Raw genomic sequence first — 17,699 nt, forward strand, 5'->3', positions numbered from 1 at the left:
GTTTTTTGCCGCGGGTGGCGCGACAATGACGCCCGCTATCAAACCCGCTCACCTGAAAGACTACGCCAACCTTTATGACCACCCCGAAAAAGCGCCTGAGCCGATACAACCCCGCCAGCGAAGACTTCAAGAAGGAAGAGTTTCCCTTCTACTGGCTGGCTCGCCTGCACGGACGCTACTCCATGGCCATGGAGAAAGCGCTGAAAAAAATCGATATGGACATACCGCGCTGGAGGATTCTGTTCATCCTCAAGGAAAATGGCGAGTCGAGCATTTCGGAAATCTCCATCCACGCGATCGCGAAGCTCTCGACCATCACCAAAATTGTCTATCGCATGAAAGCCGACGGCCTGGTAGAAACCAACACCAGCGCCAGCGACGGACGCGTGACTCAGGTCTCACTCACCGATGTCGGCCGCCACACCATTGAAGAAATCCAGCACGCTACCAGCGATATCTTCCGCACCAGTTTCAAAGGTCTGACTGAAGCCCAGATCACCAAACTGAACGGAACGCTGGAAAAAATATTCAATAACCTGCCGGAAGACTGACCCGCGACGACCAACGCTGTGGCACCGGCGGCAACTGCATATCTAAAAAGGAGTTTTGCAGTTGGGCCTTTCGTGAGGTACTGCAAACGGCCAAGGTCGGTCACTCGATGGCTAAAAGTTTCCGCTTGATTCATAAGATAAAGTCGGGGGTGCTGCACATCGGTCTAAACTCTGAGCCTCAGTTGTGCTCCACGAGGAGGTTAGCGTCCCATGCAGTCCACCATCAAACTGCTCGATCAGCCCACCAAATATTTGTTCTTCACTGGCAAGGGCGGGGTTGGCAAAACGTCGGTCTCCACAGCGGTATCAATCGCCTTGGCTGATGCAGGCAAGAAAGTGCTGCTGGTTAGCACAGACGCCGCCTCGAACCTTGATGAGATGCTCGGTGTCGAGCTGAGCAATCAGCCTGTAGCGGTGCCGGACGTGCCTGGAATGTTCGTGCTCAACATCGACCCCGGGACCGCTGCCATCGACTACCGATCCCGAGTGGTCGAGCAAATGGGCCCTCAGGCCAGCGACCAAGATATTGCTCTGGTGCGCGAGCAACTCTCGGGGGCATGCACGACCGAAATCGCAACCTTCGATGAGTTCTCCCATCTCCTGTCTCAAGGCGGCGCGGACTATGACCACGTCGTGTTCGATACCGCTCCTACGGGACACACGCTCAGGCTGTTGAGCCTGCCAAAAGCGTGGAGCGGATTTCTGAAAGGCAATGATCGTGGTGCGTCATGTCTGGGGCCGCACTCGGGTTTGAAAATGCAGGAGCAGCTTTTCAATCAGGCGCTGACCGCGCTCAATAATCCAGCTCTGACCACCGTCGTGCTAGTGGCTCGACCGGACAAAGGCGCGCTCGGTGAGGCCGCGCGATCCTCTGACGAGCTTCGTGAATTGGGTCTGGAAAACCAACGTCTAGTGGTGAACGCTGTATTCAAACGCAGCAACTTGAATGACCCGATTGCAGCCGCCATCGAAGCCATCGGCCAGCAGGCGCTCGACGAGATGCCAGCTTCGCTGCGCCAGCTTGCAGTCGACTACATTCCGCTCAAGGCTGTGGATTCCGTTGGCTTACCGGCACTACGCGGGCTGCTTGCCCCGGAATTAACTCGGCCAACAAACACTTTCACCCACGAGCCCTCACGCCTCGAACATCACAAACTCTCGGAACTGGTTGCCGAGCTTGCGAATGACGAACGCGGGTTGATCCTGGTCATGGGCAAAGGGGGGGTTGGCAAAACAACCATTGCCGCCGCTATCGCGCTTGGCCTGGTGCAGCACGGCAAGTCCGTTCATCTGAGCACGACGGATCCTGCGGCGCATCTGACGATGACCCTCAACGCCGATGTTAAAGGGCTCAGCGTCGGCCGCATCGACCCGAAGGTCGAAACCCAAAAATACGTCGACAAGATCGTAGCGTCCCGCGCTTCGACCCTGACGGAAGATGAAATAGCCTTGCTCGTTGAGGATCTGCGCTCGCCCTGCACCGAAGAGGTCGCCGTCTTCCATGCTTTCTCCCGCGTGGTTTCTCAAGCCAGGACCTCGTTCGTGGTGCTGGACACCGCTCCCACGGGTCATTCGCTGCTTTTGATGGATGCCACAGGCGCCTATCACCGTCAGATGGTCAGGGAATTCAAAGGCCAAGCCTCGGACCACATCGTCACGCCATTAATGCGCCTGCAAGATGCTGACTACACCAAAATCCTCCTCGTGACGCTGCCCGAAGCCACACCGGTGTCTCAGGCGGCAGCGCTGCAAGATGACTTGCGCAGGGCCAGCATCGAACCGTTTGCATGGGTGGTCAATAAGTCGCTATTGGCCACAGACACCACCGACCCGCTGCTGCGAGCGCGCCTGGATAGCGAGCAAAAACAGATGACGCGAGTAGCCGATCAAACCCGCCATGCTGTCATTGTGGTGCCCTGGACAGCCGAGCCGCCTGTTGGCGTCGCTGCGCTAAAGCACCTGTTGGATTGACGAGCCAGTGTCGGCTTGACGCCCTGTCTCTACTGGAGATCGATGGAAAGCGACGCACATCATCGCAACATGATGAACAAATGAACGATTAGGTGTTCAGCACGTTTCGACGGGGCGCTCGGCACAGAGGGGAGCACTTAACGTTTTCCGTAAGTAGCTCGCTGATGAGGGGCACAAATGCTTGAACTGAGCTGTGTGGGTAATTGCGACAGGCGCCTTATCCCTATCAAGCAGTTCGTACCCATTGGCTACGAAGAAATCAGCAGCACTTTGGGTCAACAAATGCAGTCGGACCGCGCCTTGGGAGACCGCGTACTGTTCCAGTTTCGACAATACCGTTTTACCAAGTCCCGCTCCACGATGCTCCTCGCAAACGACCAGAGAGCGAAGCAGGAGATCGTGACCGGTACCCTCCAGCCCGCCATAAGCAACCAGTTTCCCGTCTATGTCGAAGTGGTAGAACTGCCGCCCTGGCGCGCTCACATCATCGAAGGGCAATCCGGCTTGACTCAACGAATCACGGAGCTGATCCAAACCGCTCGCTTCTACTTTAATCATCTGCATCGTCAGGGCTCTTATAGGCTCACTTGCACTCAATGCTAGCAGGCTCGATCCTTAATCAACAACGGAGCTTAAAGTGGTCCGTTTCGGGTCGGATACAGCCCTTCGCGGCAGGTAAAATCCGGCCGACGCTGTTGAATAATCGATTGTTTTAGAATGCCGCAGGATGAGGCGGTGAAGCCCCTCTTCAGCGCGTTCACCCTCTCACAAACTGGTTACGCCCCAACGCCTTGGCGTTATACAGCGCTTGATCTGCCACCTCGATCAATCTTTGCAAATTCCCCAGTTCCGTTCCCCTGGCCGTAGCAATCCCGATGCTGACACTGACCCGTCCGAACGGGCTGGATGTGTGCGGGATGTTCTCTTGCTTCAAACGGTCGAGAATAAGTTGCGCGACCACCGCGGCACCGTCACTGTCGGTGTCAGGCATGATTACACCCAACTCTTCTCCCCCATAGCGTGCCAACAGGTCCGACGGTCGCCGCACACAATCCTCCAGGATCCTGCCAACTGTCTGCAGGCAAGCATCTCCGGCTACATGTCCGAGTGAGTCGTTGAACCGCTTGAAGTAGTCGATATCAATCATCAGCAATGCCAACGTCGTGCCGTTACGTTGTGCGCGCCGTGCTTCCATGGCCAGACTCTCATCAAAGCAGCGCCGATTTGCCAAACCGGTCAGAGCGTCCTTCATCGCAAGCAGCTCAAGCTGCCGATTCGATGTGAGCAACTGCTGCTGGGTTTCCCGCAACTGATCTTCTGCCCTGGTACGCCGACGGATATCCAGGATCAGGAACCAGCCGATGAGGCCGGTAAGCCCCAGCAACCCCATCACCACCACAGCCGACAGCAGCGCCTCCATTCGCCACGCCGCCAGGGCCTCGCGCTTACCGAGTGCGACGGTGGTTATCAGGGGCAGCCGATCACTCTTGCGGAAGGCGTAGAGCCGCTCCACACCATCCAGACTGGAGGTAAACGACGCGGTGCCAACTGATCGATCGACAAGATACTTTGCATAGATCGGCGATTTGGAAAAGTTGCGCCCCATGTCCTGCTCGCGGAACGGATAGCGAACCAGCAACGTACCATCGGTATAGGACAAGCCGATTGCACCCTCCTGTCCTACGTCGATCGTCCCGAACAGCCGCAGGAAGTTTTCGACACCCAAGGTGACCGCCACCACGCCGGCAAACTCGCCGCGAGCATCATTGAAACGTCGGCTGACAGTAATCACCCACTCCTGATTGGAGCGGCTCTGGATGGGCGGGCCAATAAACGTCTCACGGGATGGATCGTCACGATGATGAATGAAATAGGTACGATCGCTGCTGTTCGCCCCGGCTGGAATTGGCCGATTGGAAGACATCAACCAACGACCCTGATTATCGTAGATAGCGATGCCACTGAGCTGTGGCATCAGCGGTTCCTGGCGGTTGATCAGCGCACTCAGGCGTTGAATCTGTGCGGGGCCACTCCCTTCGATTTCCAGGCGTTCGACGAGCCCGAGCAAAAGCAGTGAACTCTGGCGGACGATACCCTCAGAGTAAGTTGCAAGCGCCTGGGTAAGGTTCAAGCCGTGAACGTCTACCTCCTCCAGTGCCCGATCTCGAGAAGCCAACACTTTCCACACCGTCAGAGACGCCAGGGAACAACTGATAACCAACAACAAAAGCACAACAAGGCGGGTATCACGCTTCACGTTACTACCTTATGGAAAGTCCGGTTTTCCGTTCCAGCGACTAATGGGCCAACTCAATCCCTGTTGCCGCTCGTCATCGTCTTGAACAAGGATACAAGCAGGGGCGGATCGCTGCAGCAACAGATTATTTGGCAGAAAAAAGTACATTTTTGCTTTGCCTGATTCAGACGATGCGAGTCAGAGACTTTAAGAAAGAAGCATCGCACTTGGCGAAACAACGACAAGAATGCCAGTCCAAACCATCGCCATGCTTTCAGGATGTGATTGACTTGCTCTGCGCCAGATCCCTCATCAGCTGACAAAGAGCCTGTTATCTATCGGTGACTGCTGGTGACCATGGTAGCCATACCGATGCGACCCATCATGCACAAACAAAAACGCCACTCAGAAAGTGGCGTTTTTGTTATCTGGAGCGAGGAACGAGACTCCTATCCGGCCCATCAGGTCAGCCCTATGGGTAATGACAGAACGCGGCTCTCGCTGGCAAGAAATACAAGCCAGTCACAGGCCGTAGCACGCCAATGATAACCAGATCAGTCTGCCTGCACCGTGACCTGATGCTGTTCACCCAGGCCCGCGATTCCCAGGCGAATGGTCTGGCCCGGGCGCAGGAAGACCGGATGGGGCTTGATACCCAACCCCACGCCAGGGGGTGTCCCGGTTGAAATGACATCGCCAGGTTGCAGGCTCATGCAACGACTCAGGTAAGCAATCAGTTGCGGCACGTTAAAGATCAGCGTCCGCGTATTCCCTTGCTGGTAGCGGTGTCCGTCAACATCGAGCCACAGGTCCAGCGAATGCGGATCGGTGATTTCATCGCGGGTTACCAGCCACGGGCCAAGCGGACCAAAAGTATCGAAGCCTTTGCCTTTGTCCCAGGAACCGCCACGCTCCAGTTGCCATTCGCGCTCGGAGACATCGTTGATCACGCAATAACCGGCGACGTGTTCCATGGCGCTGGCTTCATCGATATTGCGCCCGCCTTTGCCGATGACCACGCCGAGCTCGACTTCCCAATCGGTCTTCTTTGAACCGCGCGGGATCTCGATGGGATCGTTCGGGCCGCAGATGGCACTGGTCCATTTGTTGAAGATGATCGGTTCTTTCGGAACTTCCATGTTCGATTCAGCCGCATGATCGGCATAGTTCAGACCAATGCAGACAAATTTACCGACCTGGCCGACGCAGGCGCCTATCCGTGGCTTTCCGGCAACGATGGGCAGGCTGGACGGATCGATTGCGGCAAGCGTTGCCAGGCTTTCCGGGCTCAGCGCCTGTCCGGCAATATCCGCCACATGAGCCGAGAGGTCGCGGAGCTGATTATCGGCATCCAGCAGGCCCGGTTTTTCCGAACCTTTTTCGCCATAACGCAACAGTTTCATGTAGTTCTCCTGCTCAAACCGAAAGTGCGAAGCGGGTTTCAGATGCTCATGCCGCCATCGATGACATGCACGCCGCCTGTGGTGTAGGCGGACGCATCGCTGCCCAGGTACACAGCCAACTGGGCAATCTCTTCGGCACTGCCGATGCGACCCATGGGTTGGCGATCAAGGAATTGCTGGTAGACCCGTGCCTCGTCGACGCCTTGTTGCGCAGCCTGGGCGGCAATGCGCTGACGCAGCGACGGCGATTCCACGGTACCGGGGCAAATGGCGTTGCAGCGAATACCCTGACCGACGAAGTCGGCGGCAACCGCCTTGGTCAGGCCTACCACCGCCGCTTTGCTGGCCGCATAGGCAAAACGGTTGGGCACGCCTTTGACGCTGGAAACCACCGATGACATGTTGATGACTGATCCACCTCCGCGTTCCAGCATGCCCGGCAGGAACGCGCGGATCATGCGGTACATGGCGGTGACGTTGATGTCCATCGACCGCGCCCAGTCCGCTTCATCGCACTCGAGAATGTTGCCACTGTGCACGTAGCCGGCGCAGTTGAACAACACGTCCAGAGCGCCGATGTGTTCACTGATTTCGCTGATGGCGGTGGTCGAGGTCACGTCCAGGATAATCGCCGTTATGCCTTCAAGCCCTTCCAGCCTGCTGATATCGAGGTCCGTGGCAAACACTTCGGCACCGGCCCGGGCAAAGGCAATGGCGCTGGCCATGCCGATACCCTGCCCCGCCGCCGTGATCAGTACCCGTTTGTCCTGCAGGTTCATGCAGCCTCCAGCTTCGCGCTGAGGGTTGCGGTTTTAGGGGTTCTGCCGAGCATCGACGCGGGAATGGCGAGGATCAGCCCACCGCTGACGAACAAGCAGACCGCCAGTACGTAGGTGCCGTTGTTGATATTGCCGGTCAGGTTTTCAGCGACGGCGGTGATCATCGAGCCGGTGAAACCGGACAGGTTGCCGAAGGCGTTGATCATGCCGATACCCGCTGCAGCGGCCACGCCGGAAAGCACGGTCCCCGGCAAGGTCCAGAAAATCGGCATCAGACTGAGGATCCCCGAGGCAGATACGCTGAGGAACAACACGGACAACACCAGGTTGTCGGCGAAATACGCGCTCAGGATCAACCCCAAACCACCGATGAAGGCCGGGACCGCCGCGTGCATACGACGCTCACCGGTCCGGTTGGAGTGCCGTGCATTGAGCAGCATCGCAACCGTGGCTATCGAATAGGGAATGGCAGTCAGGAGGCCAATGTGCAAACTGTTGGTGATGCCCGTGCTCTTGATGATCGAGGGCATCCAGAACGCCAGGCCGTAGAAGCCGGTGTTGAAGGTCAGCAGAATAAAGACCAGCAACCACACCCGAGGATTGAAAAACACCTCGCTCAGGCGGGAAGCCTTGCCTTGGTTATCGGTTTGCAGATTGGCCTTGAGCAAGGCTTTCTCCGCAGCGGACAGCCATTTGGCGGAGTCGATGTTGTTGGCCAGGCAGACGATGACGACGAACGCCATGATCACCGATGGAATGCCTTCGATGATCAGCATCCACTGCCATCCGGACATACCCTGCACGCCTTGCATGCTGCTCATCAGCCAGCCGGAGAGTATCCCGCCCAGGGTCAGGCTGACCGGCAAAGCCATCAGGAACCCGGACATCACCCGGCTTTGCCGATGGGTCGGAAACCAGTAGTTGAGGTACAGAATCACACCCGGGAAAAAGCCGGCTTCGCAGATGCCCAACAAGAAGCGCAGCACGTAGAACATCGTGCTCGATTCTATGTGGAAGAAACCCGCCAGCGGTACGGTGAACGCCACGGCCATGGAGATCACGGCCCAGGTCAACATGATCCGGGCGATCCAGAAGCGCGCGCCGTAGCGATGCAGCAACAAGTTGCTGGGCACCTCAAAAAGGAAGTAGCCCCAGAAGAACATACTGGCGCCCAAGGCATAGACGGTATTGCTGAACTGCAACTCGTTGAGCATGTCGAGTTTGGCAAAGCCGATATTGACCCGGTCCAGGTAAGCGGCCATGTAACACAGGAGCAGGACAGGAAGAATTCGCCAGATCACCTTGCGGTAGGTCCGGTCTTCAAATTCGAGTGCGCTGGCGTGCGCCTGCGCAGGCAATTGCTCGGATATCGTTTGCATGAGGTAACCCCTGGGCATGTGGACATGCCTGATTGTTTTTATCGAATGGGTCAGGCCGAATGAACCGTTCACTCGGCAATGAAGCGATGACTAGAGTGCCTCGGTGGTTTTTTCTCCGTTGACCAGGCGCATCAGTCCCAGTGGATTGCCGTTCTTCAGCGCATCAGGAAGCAAGGCATCCGGAAAATTCTGGTAGCACACCGGGCGCAGGAAGCGATCGATAGCCAATGTACCCACCGAGGTGCCACGGGCATCGGATGTCGCCGGCCAAGGACCGCCGTGGACCATGGCATCGCAGACTTCCACACCGGTGGGATAACCATTGACCAGTACGCGACCGACTTTTTGCTCAAGCAGCGCCACCAGGTCGGCGGACTGTTCCAACTCTGCCGTCTCACCCATCAAGGTCGCGGTCAGTTGGCCGCGTAAACCGTGCAAGGCCGCCAACAGCTCGGCCCGATCAGCCACCTCAACCACCACGGTGGCCGGGCCGAAGATTTCTTCCTGCAGTAATTCATTGCCCGTCAGCAGCAGGCTGGCATCGGCCTGGAACAATTGCGCCTGCGCTTTGTTGCCCTGCTGTGCCGGACCTGCCAGATGAATGATCTGCGGATGCGCCAGCAACGTTTCGCAACCGTGAACGTAACTGCGCAGGCCTCCCGCATTGAGCATGGTTTGCGCGGGCTGATCAGCCATCAAGGCGCTGAGCGTCTGCACAAAGTGACTGAAGGCCGGCGAACGAATGCCAATGACCAGACCGGGATTGGTGCAGAACTGCCCCGCGCCCATGACCACCGACGCCGCCAGTTCAGTAGCGATGCGCTCGCCGCGCACTTGCAGTGCCTCGGGCAGGACCAGCACCGGGTTGATGCTGCTCATCTCGGCAAATACCGGGATCGGTTGCGGGCGGGCGGCGGCCATGTCGCACAGCGCCCTGCCGCCCTTGAGCGAACCGGTGAAACCGACCGCCTGAATCAGCGGATGCTTGACCAGCGTTTCTCCCACACCCGCACCGAAAATCATGTTGAACACGCCCTCGGGCATGCCGGTATGCTCGGCAGCGCGAACGATGGCTTCGGCCACTCGTTCGGCGGTCGCCATGTGTCCGCTGTGGGCTTTGAACACTACCGGACAACCGGCAGCGAGCGCAGCCGCGGTGTCACCTCCAGCGGTAGAAAATGCCAACGGAAAGTTACTGGCGCCGAACACCGCGACCGGGCCGACACCCAGGCGACATTGACGCAGATCGACGCGCGGCAAGGGTTGGCGTGCCGGAATTGGCAGATCGATGCGTGCACCGTAGAAGTCGCCGCGACGCAGGGTCTGGGCGAACAGGCGCATCTGGCCGCTGGTGCGAGCTCGTTCGCCCTGGATGCGTGCCGCAGGCAAAGCGGTTTCCTGGCAGACCAGGGCAACGAAGTCATCGCCCAGTGCATCCAGCTCTGTGGCAATGGCCTCAAGGAACTCGGCGCGACGGGCGGCCGGCAGATGGCGATAAACCGGATAGGCCTGGGCGGCGGCCGTTACCGCGGCGTCCACTTCCTCGACCGTGGCCTGAATGAAGGCGCTGGGCAAAGGTTGCCCGGTCGTCGCATCAACGCTGTGCAACACCACCGATCCGGCGGCGCTGCGGCCTCCTGCGATGAAATTGTGTCCGGACAGTTCGGGCATGACAGTCTCCTGACCCTGATTGAAAGCAGGTCGCTACTGTACTGTCGCGAATCGATTCTTTCCCAATGGCATTTTTGGATTAACCGATAACGATCCGTTATCGTAATACCCGATAAACCTCATCGTAATTAACTCGCTGAATCGTTGTTCAAGCGGGCGTTGTCCTTGAGTATTTCGGCAAACTCCAGAGCGGCCCCCACCAGTTGCTCGCCCTTGCGGGTGAGGATGCCGTAATCCTGCGGGACCAAATGCAAAGGCGTATCCAGCGTCTTGAGCTGACCGCTTTCGAGCAGAGGGTTGACCATGGCATTGGGCAGCATCCCGATCATCGGCCCACGCTGCAGCACCTGGAGAAAGGTCTGCATCGAAATGGTGTCGACGGTGTTGCGGGGCATTCCCACGCCGGCTTCGGCGAACGCGAGTTCCATGCGCCCGCGAATCGGCGTGCCCACCGGGTAAAGAATCCATGGCAAGTCCACCAATTGCTCCAACGAGATGGGTCCGACACCTGCCAGCGGATGCCGGTCGTTGACCACAATGCAGAACGGTTCGGGAGCCAGCGGTTGAAAGTCATACCGTTGTTGCTGGCTTTGATCGGTGAAACGGGCGATGGCCAGGTCCAGCTTTTTCTCTTCAAGCATTTCCATCAGATGGTTACTGGTTTGCTCCACTACCTCGATCGACAGCAATGGCCAGCGCTGTTTGATCTGCAAGATCGCCTCGGGCAGGGCCACCGCCGTAGCGGCAAATATTCCGCCGACCTTGAGGTGACCGTGCCCTCCCTCGCGCAGGCTGCTGATTTGCTCGACGAACGAGCGGGCATCGTTCAAGGCAATTTGCGCATACCGCAGCACGTGCTCGCCTAATGCCGTGGGCGGCATGGCCCGTGGTTGGCGCTCGAACAAGGCGAAACCGAGCAGGCTTTCGATCTCTTTGAGCATCTTGCTGATGGCCGGCTGGCTGAGGTTCATCTGTTGCGCCGCCAAGTGCATGTTGCGGGTGCGCCCCAACGTGTCGATCAGCAGCAAATGCCTGAATTTGAGCCAGCCGCAGAAACTGGAGAAGGACAGATCCGACATGAACACGCCTCGTACAAGTAATAACCACAAGTTATCGAATACTGAATTTATCTCATTGGAGTTTATCGAGTGTCCGCCCTAGCGTGAAGTCTTTACGAACCAGGAAGATGCCCCATGTCGCTATTGCTTACTCCCGAAAACACCCTGCCCGTCGATGGCGTCGCCGGTACCTTGATCGGTCGCGCCTGGGTACCGGGCCAGATCGCCGGGCCTTCGCCGATCGTTCTGCGCGCCGACGGCGTGTTCGATCTGTCGGAGCGCTTCGCGACCCTGAGTGACTTGCTGGAATTGGACGCTCCTGTGTCGGCAGTGCGCGAGACGCCGGGCACCTTCATTACCAGTATCGAGGCCCTGCTCGCCAACACCGGACCTGACGCCGACCCGTCCAGACCTTACCTGCTGGCCCCTCTGGACTTGCAAGTGATCAAGGCCGCCGGCGTGACCTTCGCCGCCAGCATGATCGAGCGTGTGATCGAAGAGCAGGCCGGTGGTGACGCCGCCAAAGCCGAAGCCGTGCGGGCCACCGTGCACGGCGTGATCGGTGACAACCTGCGCTCGATCGTTCCTGGCTCAGAGCAGGCCATGCGTTTGAAAGCCTTGTTGATCGAACAGGGCATGTGGTCGCAATACCTGGAAGTGGGTATCGGTCCGGACGCGGAAATCTTCACCAAGGCGCCGGTTTTGGCCTCTGTCGGCAGCGGCAGCCGGATCGGCATTCACCCCGATTCGCAGTGGAATAACCCGGAACCGGAAGTGGTGCTGGCGGTGAACAGCCGCGGACAGATTCACGGGGCTACCCTGGGCAACGACGTCAACCTGCGGGATTTTGAAGGCCGCAGCGCGCTGCTGCTGAGCAAGGCCAAGGACAATAACGCATCCTGCTCGATCGGGCCGTTCATCCGCCTGTTCGACGAGCACTTCAGCCTGGACGATGTCCGTGCCTGCGTGGTCGATCTTGAAGTACAAGGTGAGGACGGCTACCGGATGCAGGGATCGAGCTCCATGAGCCAGATCAGCCGTGACCCGCAGGACCTCGCCGGGCAGACCCTCAACGCCAATCACCAATACCCCGATGGTTTCCTGCTGTTTCTCGGTACCCTGTTCGCCCCCACTGAAGATCGCGATCATGTCGGCAGTGGTTTCACCCACAAACTGGGGGACCGGGTCAGTATCCGCAGCCCGTTGCTGGGCAGCTTGCACAATCAGGTGACCCACAGCTGCGAGGCAACGCCATGGACCTTTGGCGTGAGCGCCTTGCTGCGTAACCTGGTGTCCCGAGGACTGCTCGCACGCTGAGCCAGAACAGATTGTCGATTCATCCAATTACAAGAGAGACCTGAATCATGAGTGACACCCCTAGACGCCGTCTGCGCAGCGAGCAATGGTTCAACGACCCTGCCCACGCGGACATGACTGCCCTGTATGTCGAACGCTACATGAACTACGGCATGACCCGAGAAGAGCTGCAATCGGGTCGTCCAATCATCGGTATCGCCCAGACCGGCAGCGACCTGACACCTTGCAACCGTCATCACCTGGAACTCGCACAGCGGGTCAAGGCCGGTATTCGCGATGCCGGTGGCATCCCAATGGAATTCCCCGTCCATCCGATCGCCGAACAGTCACGCCGGCCTACTGCCGCACTGGATCGGAACCTGGCCTATCTGGGACTGGTGGAAATCCTCCACGGTTATCCGCTGGATGGTGTTGTGCTCACCACCGGTTGCGACAAGACCACCCCGGCCTGTCTGATGGCCGCCGCCACCACTGACCTGCCTTCCATTGTGCTGTCCGGCGGGCCGATGCTCGACGGTCACCACAAGGGCGAACTGATCGGCTCCGGCACCGTGCTCTGGCACGCGCGCAATCTGATGGCGACCGGTGAAATCGATTACGAAGGCTTCATGGAAATGACCACCGCGGCATCGCCCTCGGTGGGTCACTGCAACACCATGGGCACCGCACTGTCGATGAACGCACTCGCCGAAGCGCTGGGCATGTCGTTGCCGGGTTGTGCGAGCATTCCGGCGCCCTACCGCGAGCGTGGTCAAATGGCCTACGCCACCGGCAAGCGTATCTGCGAACTGGTGATACAGGACGTACGCCCGTCACACATCATGACCCGCGAAGCCTTCGAAAATGCCATCGCCGTGGCGTCGGCGCTCGGCGCCTCAAGCAACTGCCCTCCGCACCTGATCGCCATCGCCCGGCACATGGGCGTCGAGTTGAGTCTGGATGACTGGCAACGGATTGGCGAAGATGTGCCACTGCTGGTCAATTGCATGCCGGCCGGCAAATACCTGGGAGAGGGTTTCCATCGCGCGGGCGGCGTGCCATCGGTCATGCATGAACTGCAAAAAGCCGGGCGCCTGCACGAAGACTGCGCTACGGTCAGCGGCAAGACGATCGGCGAAATCGTCAGTAGCCGTTTGACCAGCAACGCTGACGTGATCTATCCCTTCGAAACCCCTCTCAAACATCGCGCCGGTTTCATCGTTCTCAGCGGTAACTTCTTCGATAGCGCAATCATGAAAATGTCGGTGGTCGGCGAGGCGTTTCGCAAGACTTATCTATCCGAGCCTGGCGCAGAAAACAGCTTTGAAGCACGGGCAATTGTGTTCGAAGGACCGGAGGACTATCACGCCCGAATCGACGACCCGTCGCTGGACATCGACGAGCGTTGCATCCTGGTGATTCGTGGTGCCGGCACCGTGGGCTACCCCGGTAGCGCCGAAGTGGTGAACATGGCTCCACCGGCAGCACTGATCAAGCAAGGCATCGATTCCCTGCCTTGCCTGGGTGACGGTCGCCAGAGCGGCACTTCGGCCAGCCCTTCGATCCTCAACATGTCACCGGAAGCCGCTGTCGGCGGAGGCTTGGCGCTGCTGAAAACCAACGACCGCCTGCGCGTGGACCTCAACGCGAGATCGGTAAACCTGCTGGTCGACGAAGCTGAAATGACCCGCCGCCGCGCCGAGTGGACGCCAAACATCCCTGCGTCCCAAACGCCTTGGCAAGAGCTGTACCGGCAATTGGTCGGACAGTTATCGACTGGCGGATGCCTGGAGCCGGCCACCCTGCATATGCGGGTCATTGCTCGAAGTGGCGGCGAGCCGCGTCATTCCCACTGACAGCTTTTACGCTGCCCTGCTATTCCGACATCCATCGGAATAGCAGGCTGGAAAATCGAAGATCACGGCTGCAAGGCCCGCAACTTTCTTTGGGTCCCGTCAGGAGGACATTTATGGACCTTGGCATTGCGGGGCGTTGGGCCATGGTATGCGCGGCCAGTAAAGGTCTGGGCAAGGCCTGCGCCCAGGCATTGGTCATTGAAGGCGTGAACGTCGTGATCACCGCCCGAGGTGAACAGATGCTCAATGAAACCGCCAATCAGCTCAGAGCGCTCAATCCCCAAGTGACCGTCATTGCCGTTGCGGGAGATATTTCCACTCCGGCCCATGGTTAAAGGCACTGGATGCCAACATGCTCCCCCCTATCGAGCTGATCAAAGCCACGGTGGACGGCATGGCCAAACGCGGCTTCGGCCGAATCATCAACATCACCTCGAGCGCGGTCAAATCGCCCATCGAAAGCCTGGGTTTGTCGAACGGTGCACGAAGTGGCCTGACAGGGTTCATCGCCGGGCTTGCACGGCAGGACAATATTGCCAGCCGCAACGTCGCGATCTACAACCTGCAACCCGGCTCATTCGACACCGATCGGCTGCGTGGCAACCTGGTCGCCGCTGCCGAGGAGATGGGGCAAGACAGTGAAGCGTTCCTCGCCGATTGTCGTAGCGAAATCCCGGCGAAACGCTTTGGCTCTCTCGAGGAGTTCGGTGCACTTTGCGCGTTCGTTTGCAGCCGTCACGCAGGCTGCCTGACCGGGCAGAACCTGCTGATCGATGGCGGCGCGATTCGCTCAAGTCAGTAGGCCCGCCCCTGCGCATCGCTCTTCGAGCAAGCGCACGAACATGGTCAGGCTTTGCGACACCGTCCCCCGGCGCCACACCAGCCAGGTTCGCAAATAGCGAAAAGACTCCGACAATGGCCAGACACTCACGGTGGTGCAGCCCGGCATGCTTTCGAGCATGCTGCGCGGCATCAGCGCCAGACCAGCACCGGAGCTGACACAGGCCAGCATGCCGTGATAGGACTCCATTTCGAAAATCTTCCCGGGTACCGCAGCATCCTTGGCGAACCAACTTTCAAAGTGATGGCGGTAAGAGCAATTGGAGCGAAAGGCGTAGATGTTTTCGCCGTTCACATCCTGCGCGCGATGGATCGGGGAATGGTTGAGCGGCGCGATGAGCACCATCTCTTCCTCGAATGCCGGCACGCCCTCCAGTGCCGGGTGCAGCACCGGCCCGTCGACAAACGCAGCGGCTAATCGGCCCGATAGCACGCCGTCGATCATGGTCCCGGAAGGACCGGTGGAGAGGGCCAGTTCGACCTTGGCGTGCTTCTGGTTATAGGCGGCCAGCAACTCAGGAATACGCACCGCCGCCGTGCTCTCCAGCGACCCCAGAGGAAACGATCCCTGCGGCTCTTCCCCGGCGACCGTCGCGCGCGCCTCCTGGACCAGATCGAGAATGCGTCGGGCATAGTCGAGAAAACTCCAACCGGCTGGCGACAGCCGCAAGCGGCTTTTCTCGCGGATAAACAGGTCCACGCCCAGGTCCAGTTCCAGTTGTTTGATCCGCGTCGTCAGGTTCGACGGCACACGATGGATATGCTGAGCGGCGACGCTGATGCTGCCGTGCTCGGCGACCGCTTTGAAAATTTCTAGCTGTACCAGATCCACGTCATTCTCCAAACATGAACGATATGATCATCATTATTCAGTTTTAAGAAACTAAAAGCCACCGTAGTCTGAACGCCTTCCCACCCCGCAGGACGGTGCCATGACTAATATTTCCAGCCTCACCCATGCCATTTCGATCAATCCCGTCAACGGCGAGCAGATCGGTAGCTACCCTTTTGAATCCGAAGCGGCGCTGCAAACCGCACTGTCACGTGCCGCGGCCGGGTTCCGTGTCTGGCGCGGCACACCGGTTGCGCAACGCTCGCAACGGCTGATCATCCTGGCCCAGGTTTTGCGCAACAATGCAGAAACGATGGCGAACATGATCACCCTGGAGATGGGTAAGCCGATCACTCAAGCACGTGGCGAAATCGAAAAGTGTGCGCAGCTCTGCGAGTGGTACGCCGAACACGGCCCTGCGATGTTGATAGCCGAGCCAACCATGGTTGAAGGCGGCAAGGCGCGCATCGAATACCGCCCGATCGGCCCTATTCTCGCGGTAATGCCGTGGAATTTCCCGATCTGGCAGGTACTGCGTGGCGCCGTTCCGGTACTGCTCGCCGGCAACACCTACGTGCTAAAACACGCACCGAACGTGATGGGCAGCGCTTATCTTTTGCTGGAAGCCTTCAAGCAAGCCGACTTCCCTGAAGGTGTGTTCGAAGTCATCAACGTCACGCCGGAAGGCGTTTCTACGGCCATCAAAGACCCACGCATTGCAGCGGTCACCCTCACCGGCAGTGTGCGAGCCGGCATGGCCATCGGCGCGCAGGCCGGTGCGGCGTTGAAGAAATGCGTATTGGAATTGGGCGGCTCTGACCCGTTTATCGTGCTCAACGATGCCGACCTCGACGATGCGGTGAAAGCCGCCGTGATTGGTCGTTATCAAAACACCGGGCAAGTCTGCGCGGCGGCCAAACGCCTGATTATCGAACAAGGCGTTGTCGAGGAGTTCACGCGCAAATTCGTTGAAGCCACGCGTAAATTGGTGGTCGGTGATCCACTGGCCGCCGCCACGTACATCGGCCCGATGGCGCGCTTTGATCTGCGTGATGAGCTGGATCAGCAGGTGCGCGACACACTGGAAGAAGGCGCGACGTTGTTATTGGGTGGCCACAAGGCCGAAGGCCCCGGCAATTTCTACGAGCCAACGGTTTTCGCGGATGTCACCGACCAGATGACCTCGTTCAAACAGGAACTGTTTGGCCCGGTCGCGTCGATCATCACCGCACGCGATGCTACCCACGCCCTGGAACTGGCAAATGACAGTGAATTCGGCCTCGCCGCGACGATCTATTCAGGCGACGTGGAACGCGCCCAAAAAATGGCCGGCGAACTGGAAACCGGTGGCGTGTTCATCAATGGTTACTGCGCCTCCGATCCGCGTGTCACCTTTGGCGGCGTGAAGAAGAGCGGTTTTGGTCGCGAGCTATCGCACTTCGGGGTGCGGGAATTCTGCAACGCGCAGACAGTGTGGCTGGATCGTCACTAACAACAGGTAAGTCATCAGGCCTGACGAGCCTCTTCACCGAAACAAAGATAGGCGAGTCTGAAAAAGGCTCGCCTATCTTTTTGATAAGTGCCATTCCTGCAAACCTGAGCCTTATCCAGGCTGACGCCTGATGCCGCCCCCCCTCCTCACATGTGCCCTTCACACGATGGACACCAGTATGCTGAGTAAGATTGAAGCTCTGCGTAAACACTTTGGCCGCCTCCGTCTGCTGTGCAGACAAGGGCAGCTCATGAGGTTGCCCTTTTTTTCCGCACTTTCCTGCGGACAAAACAAAACCCCTACCTGCATACGCAGATAGGGGTTTCGGAATTTAA

At 58.6% G+C, this 17,699-nt stretch carries 13 protein-coding genes and 1 pseudogene; 6 read left to right on the top strand and 8 right to left on the bottom strand.

Going from position 1 to position 17,699, the window contains the following annotated elements:
• The first annotated feature begins 74 nt into the window (after positions 1–74).
• A complete protein-coding gene (locus Q7W83_RS11500) occupies positions 75–551 on the top strand; it encodes a MarR family winged helix-turn-helix transcriptional regulator (protein WP_150632649.1) in 477 nt (158 codons plus the stop codon).
• A 210-nt stretch (positions 552–761) separates the two neighbouring features.
• Positions 762–2,522, top strand: a complete 1,761-nt coding sequence (arsA, locus tag Q7W83_RS11505) for an arsenical pump-driving ATPase (protein WP_458377273.1) — start codon at positions 762–764, stop codon at positions 2,520–2,522.
• Positions 2,523–2,618: 96 nt separating this feature from the next.
• Here arsA and arsN2 read toward each other — a convergent pair whose 3' ends face one another.
• The 7 genes from arsN2 to Q7W83_RS11540 all read right to left on the bottom strand — a co-directional run bounded on the left by arsN2 (position 2,619) and on the right by Q7W83_RS11540 (position 11,069).
• Complete coding sequence (gene arsN2, locus Q7W83_RS11510) at positions 2,619–3,086, bottom strand: arsenic resistance N-acetyltransferase ArsN2 (protein ID WP_150639526.1); 468 nt, start codon at positions 3,084–3,086, stop codon at positions 2,619–2,621.
• Positions 3,087–3,279: 193 nt separating this feature from the next.
• Complete coding sequence (locus Q7W83_RS11515; RefSeq protein ID WP_458377272.1) at positions 3,280–4,779, bottom strand: sensor domain-containing diguanylate cyclase; 1,500 nt, start codon at positions 4,777–4,779, stop codon at positions 3,280–3,282.
• A 533-nt stretch (positions 4,780–5,312) separates the two neighbouring features.
• Positions 5,313–6,161, bottom strand: a complete 849-nt coding sequence (locus tag Q7W83_RS11520) for an ureidoglycolate lyase (RefSeq protein WP_150632653.1) — start codon at positions 6,159–6,161, stop codon at positions 5,313–5,315.
• Between the two features lie 38 nt (positions 6,162–6,199).
• Positions 6,200–6,940, bottom strand: a complete 741-nt coding sequence (locus tag Q7W83_RS11525) for an SDR family oxidoreductase (protein WP_473656074.1) — start codon at positions 6,938–6,940, stop codon at positions 6,200–6,202.
• Positions 6,937–8,319 carry an MFS transporter gene (locus Q7W83_RS11530; RefSeq protein ID WP_473656075.1) on the bottom strand — a complete coding sequence of 461 codons (1,383 nt, stop codon included), beginning with the start codon at positions 8,317–8,319 and terminating at the stop codon, positions 6,937–6,939. Before Q7W83_RS11530 ends, Q7W83_RS11525 begins: the two co-directional genes overlap by 4 nt.
• A 90-nt stretch (positions 8,320–8,409) precedes the next feature.
• Complete coding sequence (locus tag Q7W83_RS11535; protein WP_473656077.1) at positions 8,410–9,990, bottom strand: aldehyde dehydrogenase (NADP(+)); 1,581 nt, start codon at positions 9,988–9,990, stop codon at positions 8,410–8,412.
• Positions 9,991–10,118: 128 nt separating this feature from the next.
• Positions 10,119–11,069, bottom strand: coding sequence for a LysR family transcriptional regulator (locus tag Q7W83_RS11540; protein WP_008024779.1), 951 nt, complete (start codon positions 11,067–11,069; stop codon positions 10,119–10,121).
• A gap of 114 nt (positions 11,070–11,183) precedes the next feature.
• Here Q7W83_RS11540 and Q7W83_RS11545 point away from each other — a divergent pair, with 114 nt between their 5' ends.
• From Q7W83_RS11545 to Q7W83_RS11555, 3 genes and pseudogenes are all read left to right on the top strand, one after another.
• Positions 11,184–12,365 carry a fumarylacetoacetate hydrolase family protein gene (locus Q7W83_RS11545; RefSeq protein WP_150639531.1) on the top strand — a complete coding sequence of 394 codons (1,182 nt, stop codon included), beginning with the start codon at positions 11,184–11,186 and terminating at the stop codon, positions 12,363–12,365.
• Between the two features lie 47 nt (positions 12,366–12,412).
• Positions 12,413–14,200, top strand: a complete 1,788-nt coding sequence (locus tag Q7W83_RS11550; protein ID WP_150639532.1) for an IlvD/Edd family dehydratase — start codon at positions 12,413–12,415, stop codon at positions 14,198–14,200.
• A gap of 113 nt (positions 14,201–14,313) precedes the next feature.
• Positions 14,314–15,002 (top strand): annotated as a pseudogene (locus tag Q7W83_RS11555) (SDR family oxidoreductase).
• On the opposite strand, the gene ptrR reads toward Q7W83_RS11555, so the two are convergent.
• On the bottom strand, positions 14,991–15,872 hold the full coding sequence (gene ptrR / locus Q7W83_RS11560) for a putrescine utilization regulator PtrR (RefSeq protein ID WP_150639533.1): 882 nt from the start codon (positions 15,870–15,872) through the stop codon (positions 14,991–14,993). The pseudogene Q7W83_RS11555 and the gene ptrR sit on opposite strands and share 12 nt — an antisense overlap.
• A 100-nt stretch (positions 15,873–15,972) precedes the next feature.
• Here ptrR and Q7W83_RS11565 point away from each other — a divergent pair, with 100 nt between their 5' ends.
• Positions 15,973–17,364, top strand: a complete 1,392-nt coding sequence (locus Q7W83_RS11565) for an aldehyde dehydrogenase family protein (RefSeq protein WP_473656078.1) — start codon at positions 15,973–15,975, stop codon at positions 17,362–17,364.
• The last annotated feature ends 335 nt before the right edge of the window (positions 17,365–17,699 follow it).

Source organism: Pseudomonas sp. 300 (assembly GCF_055803035.1).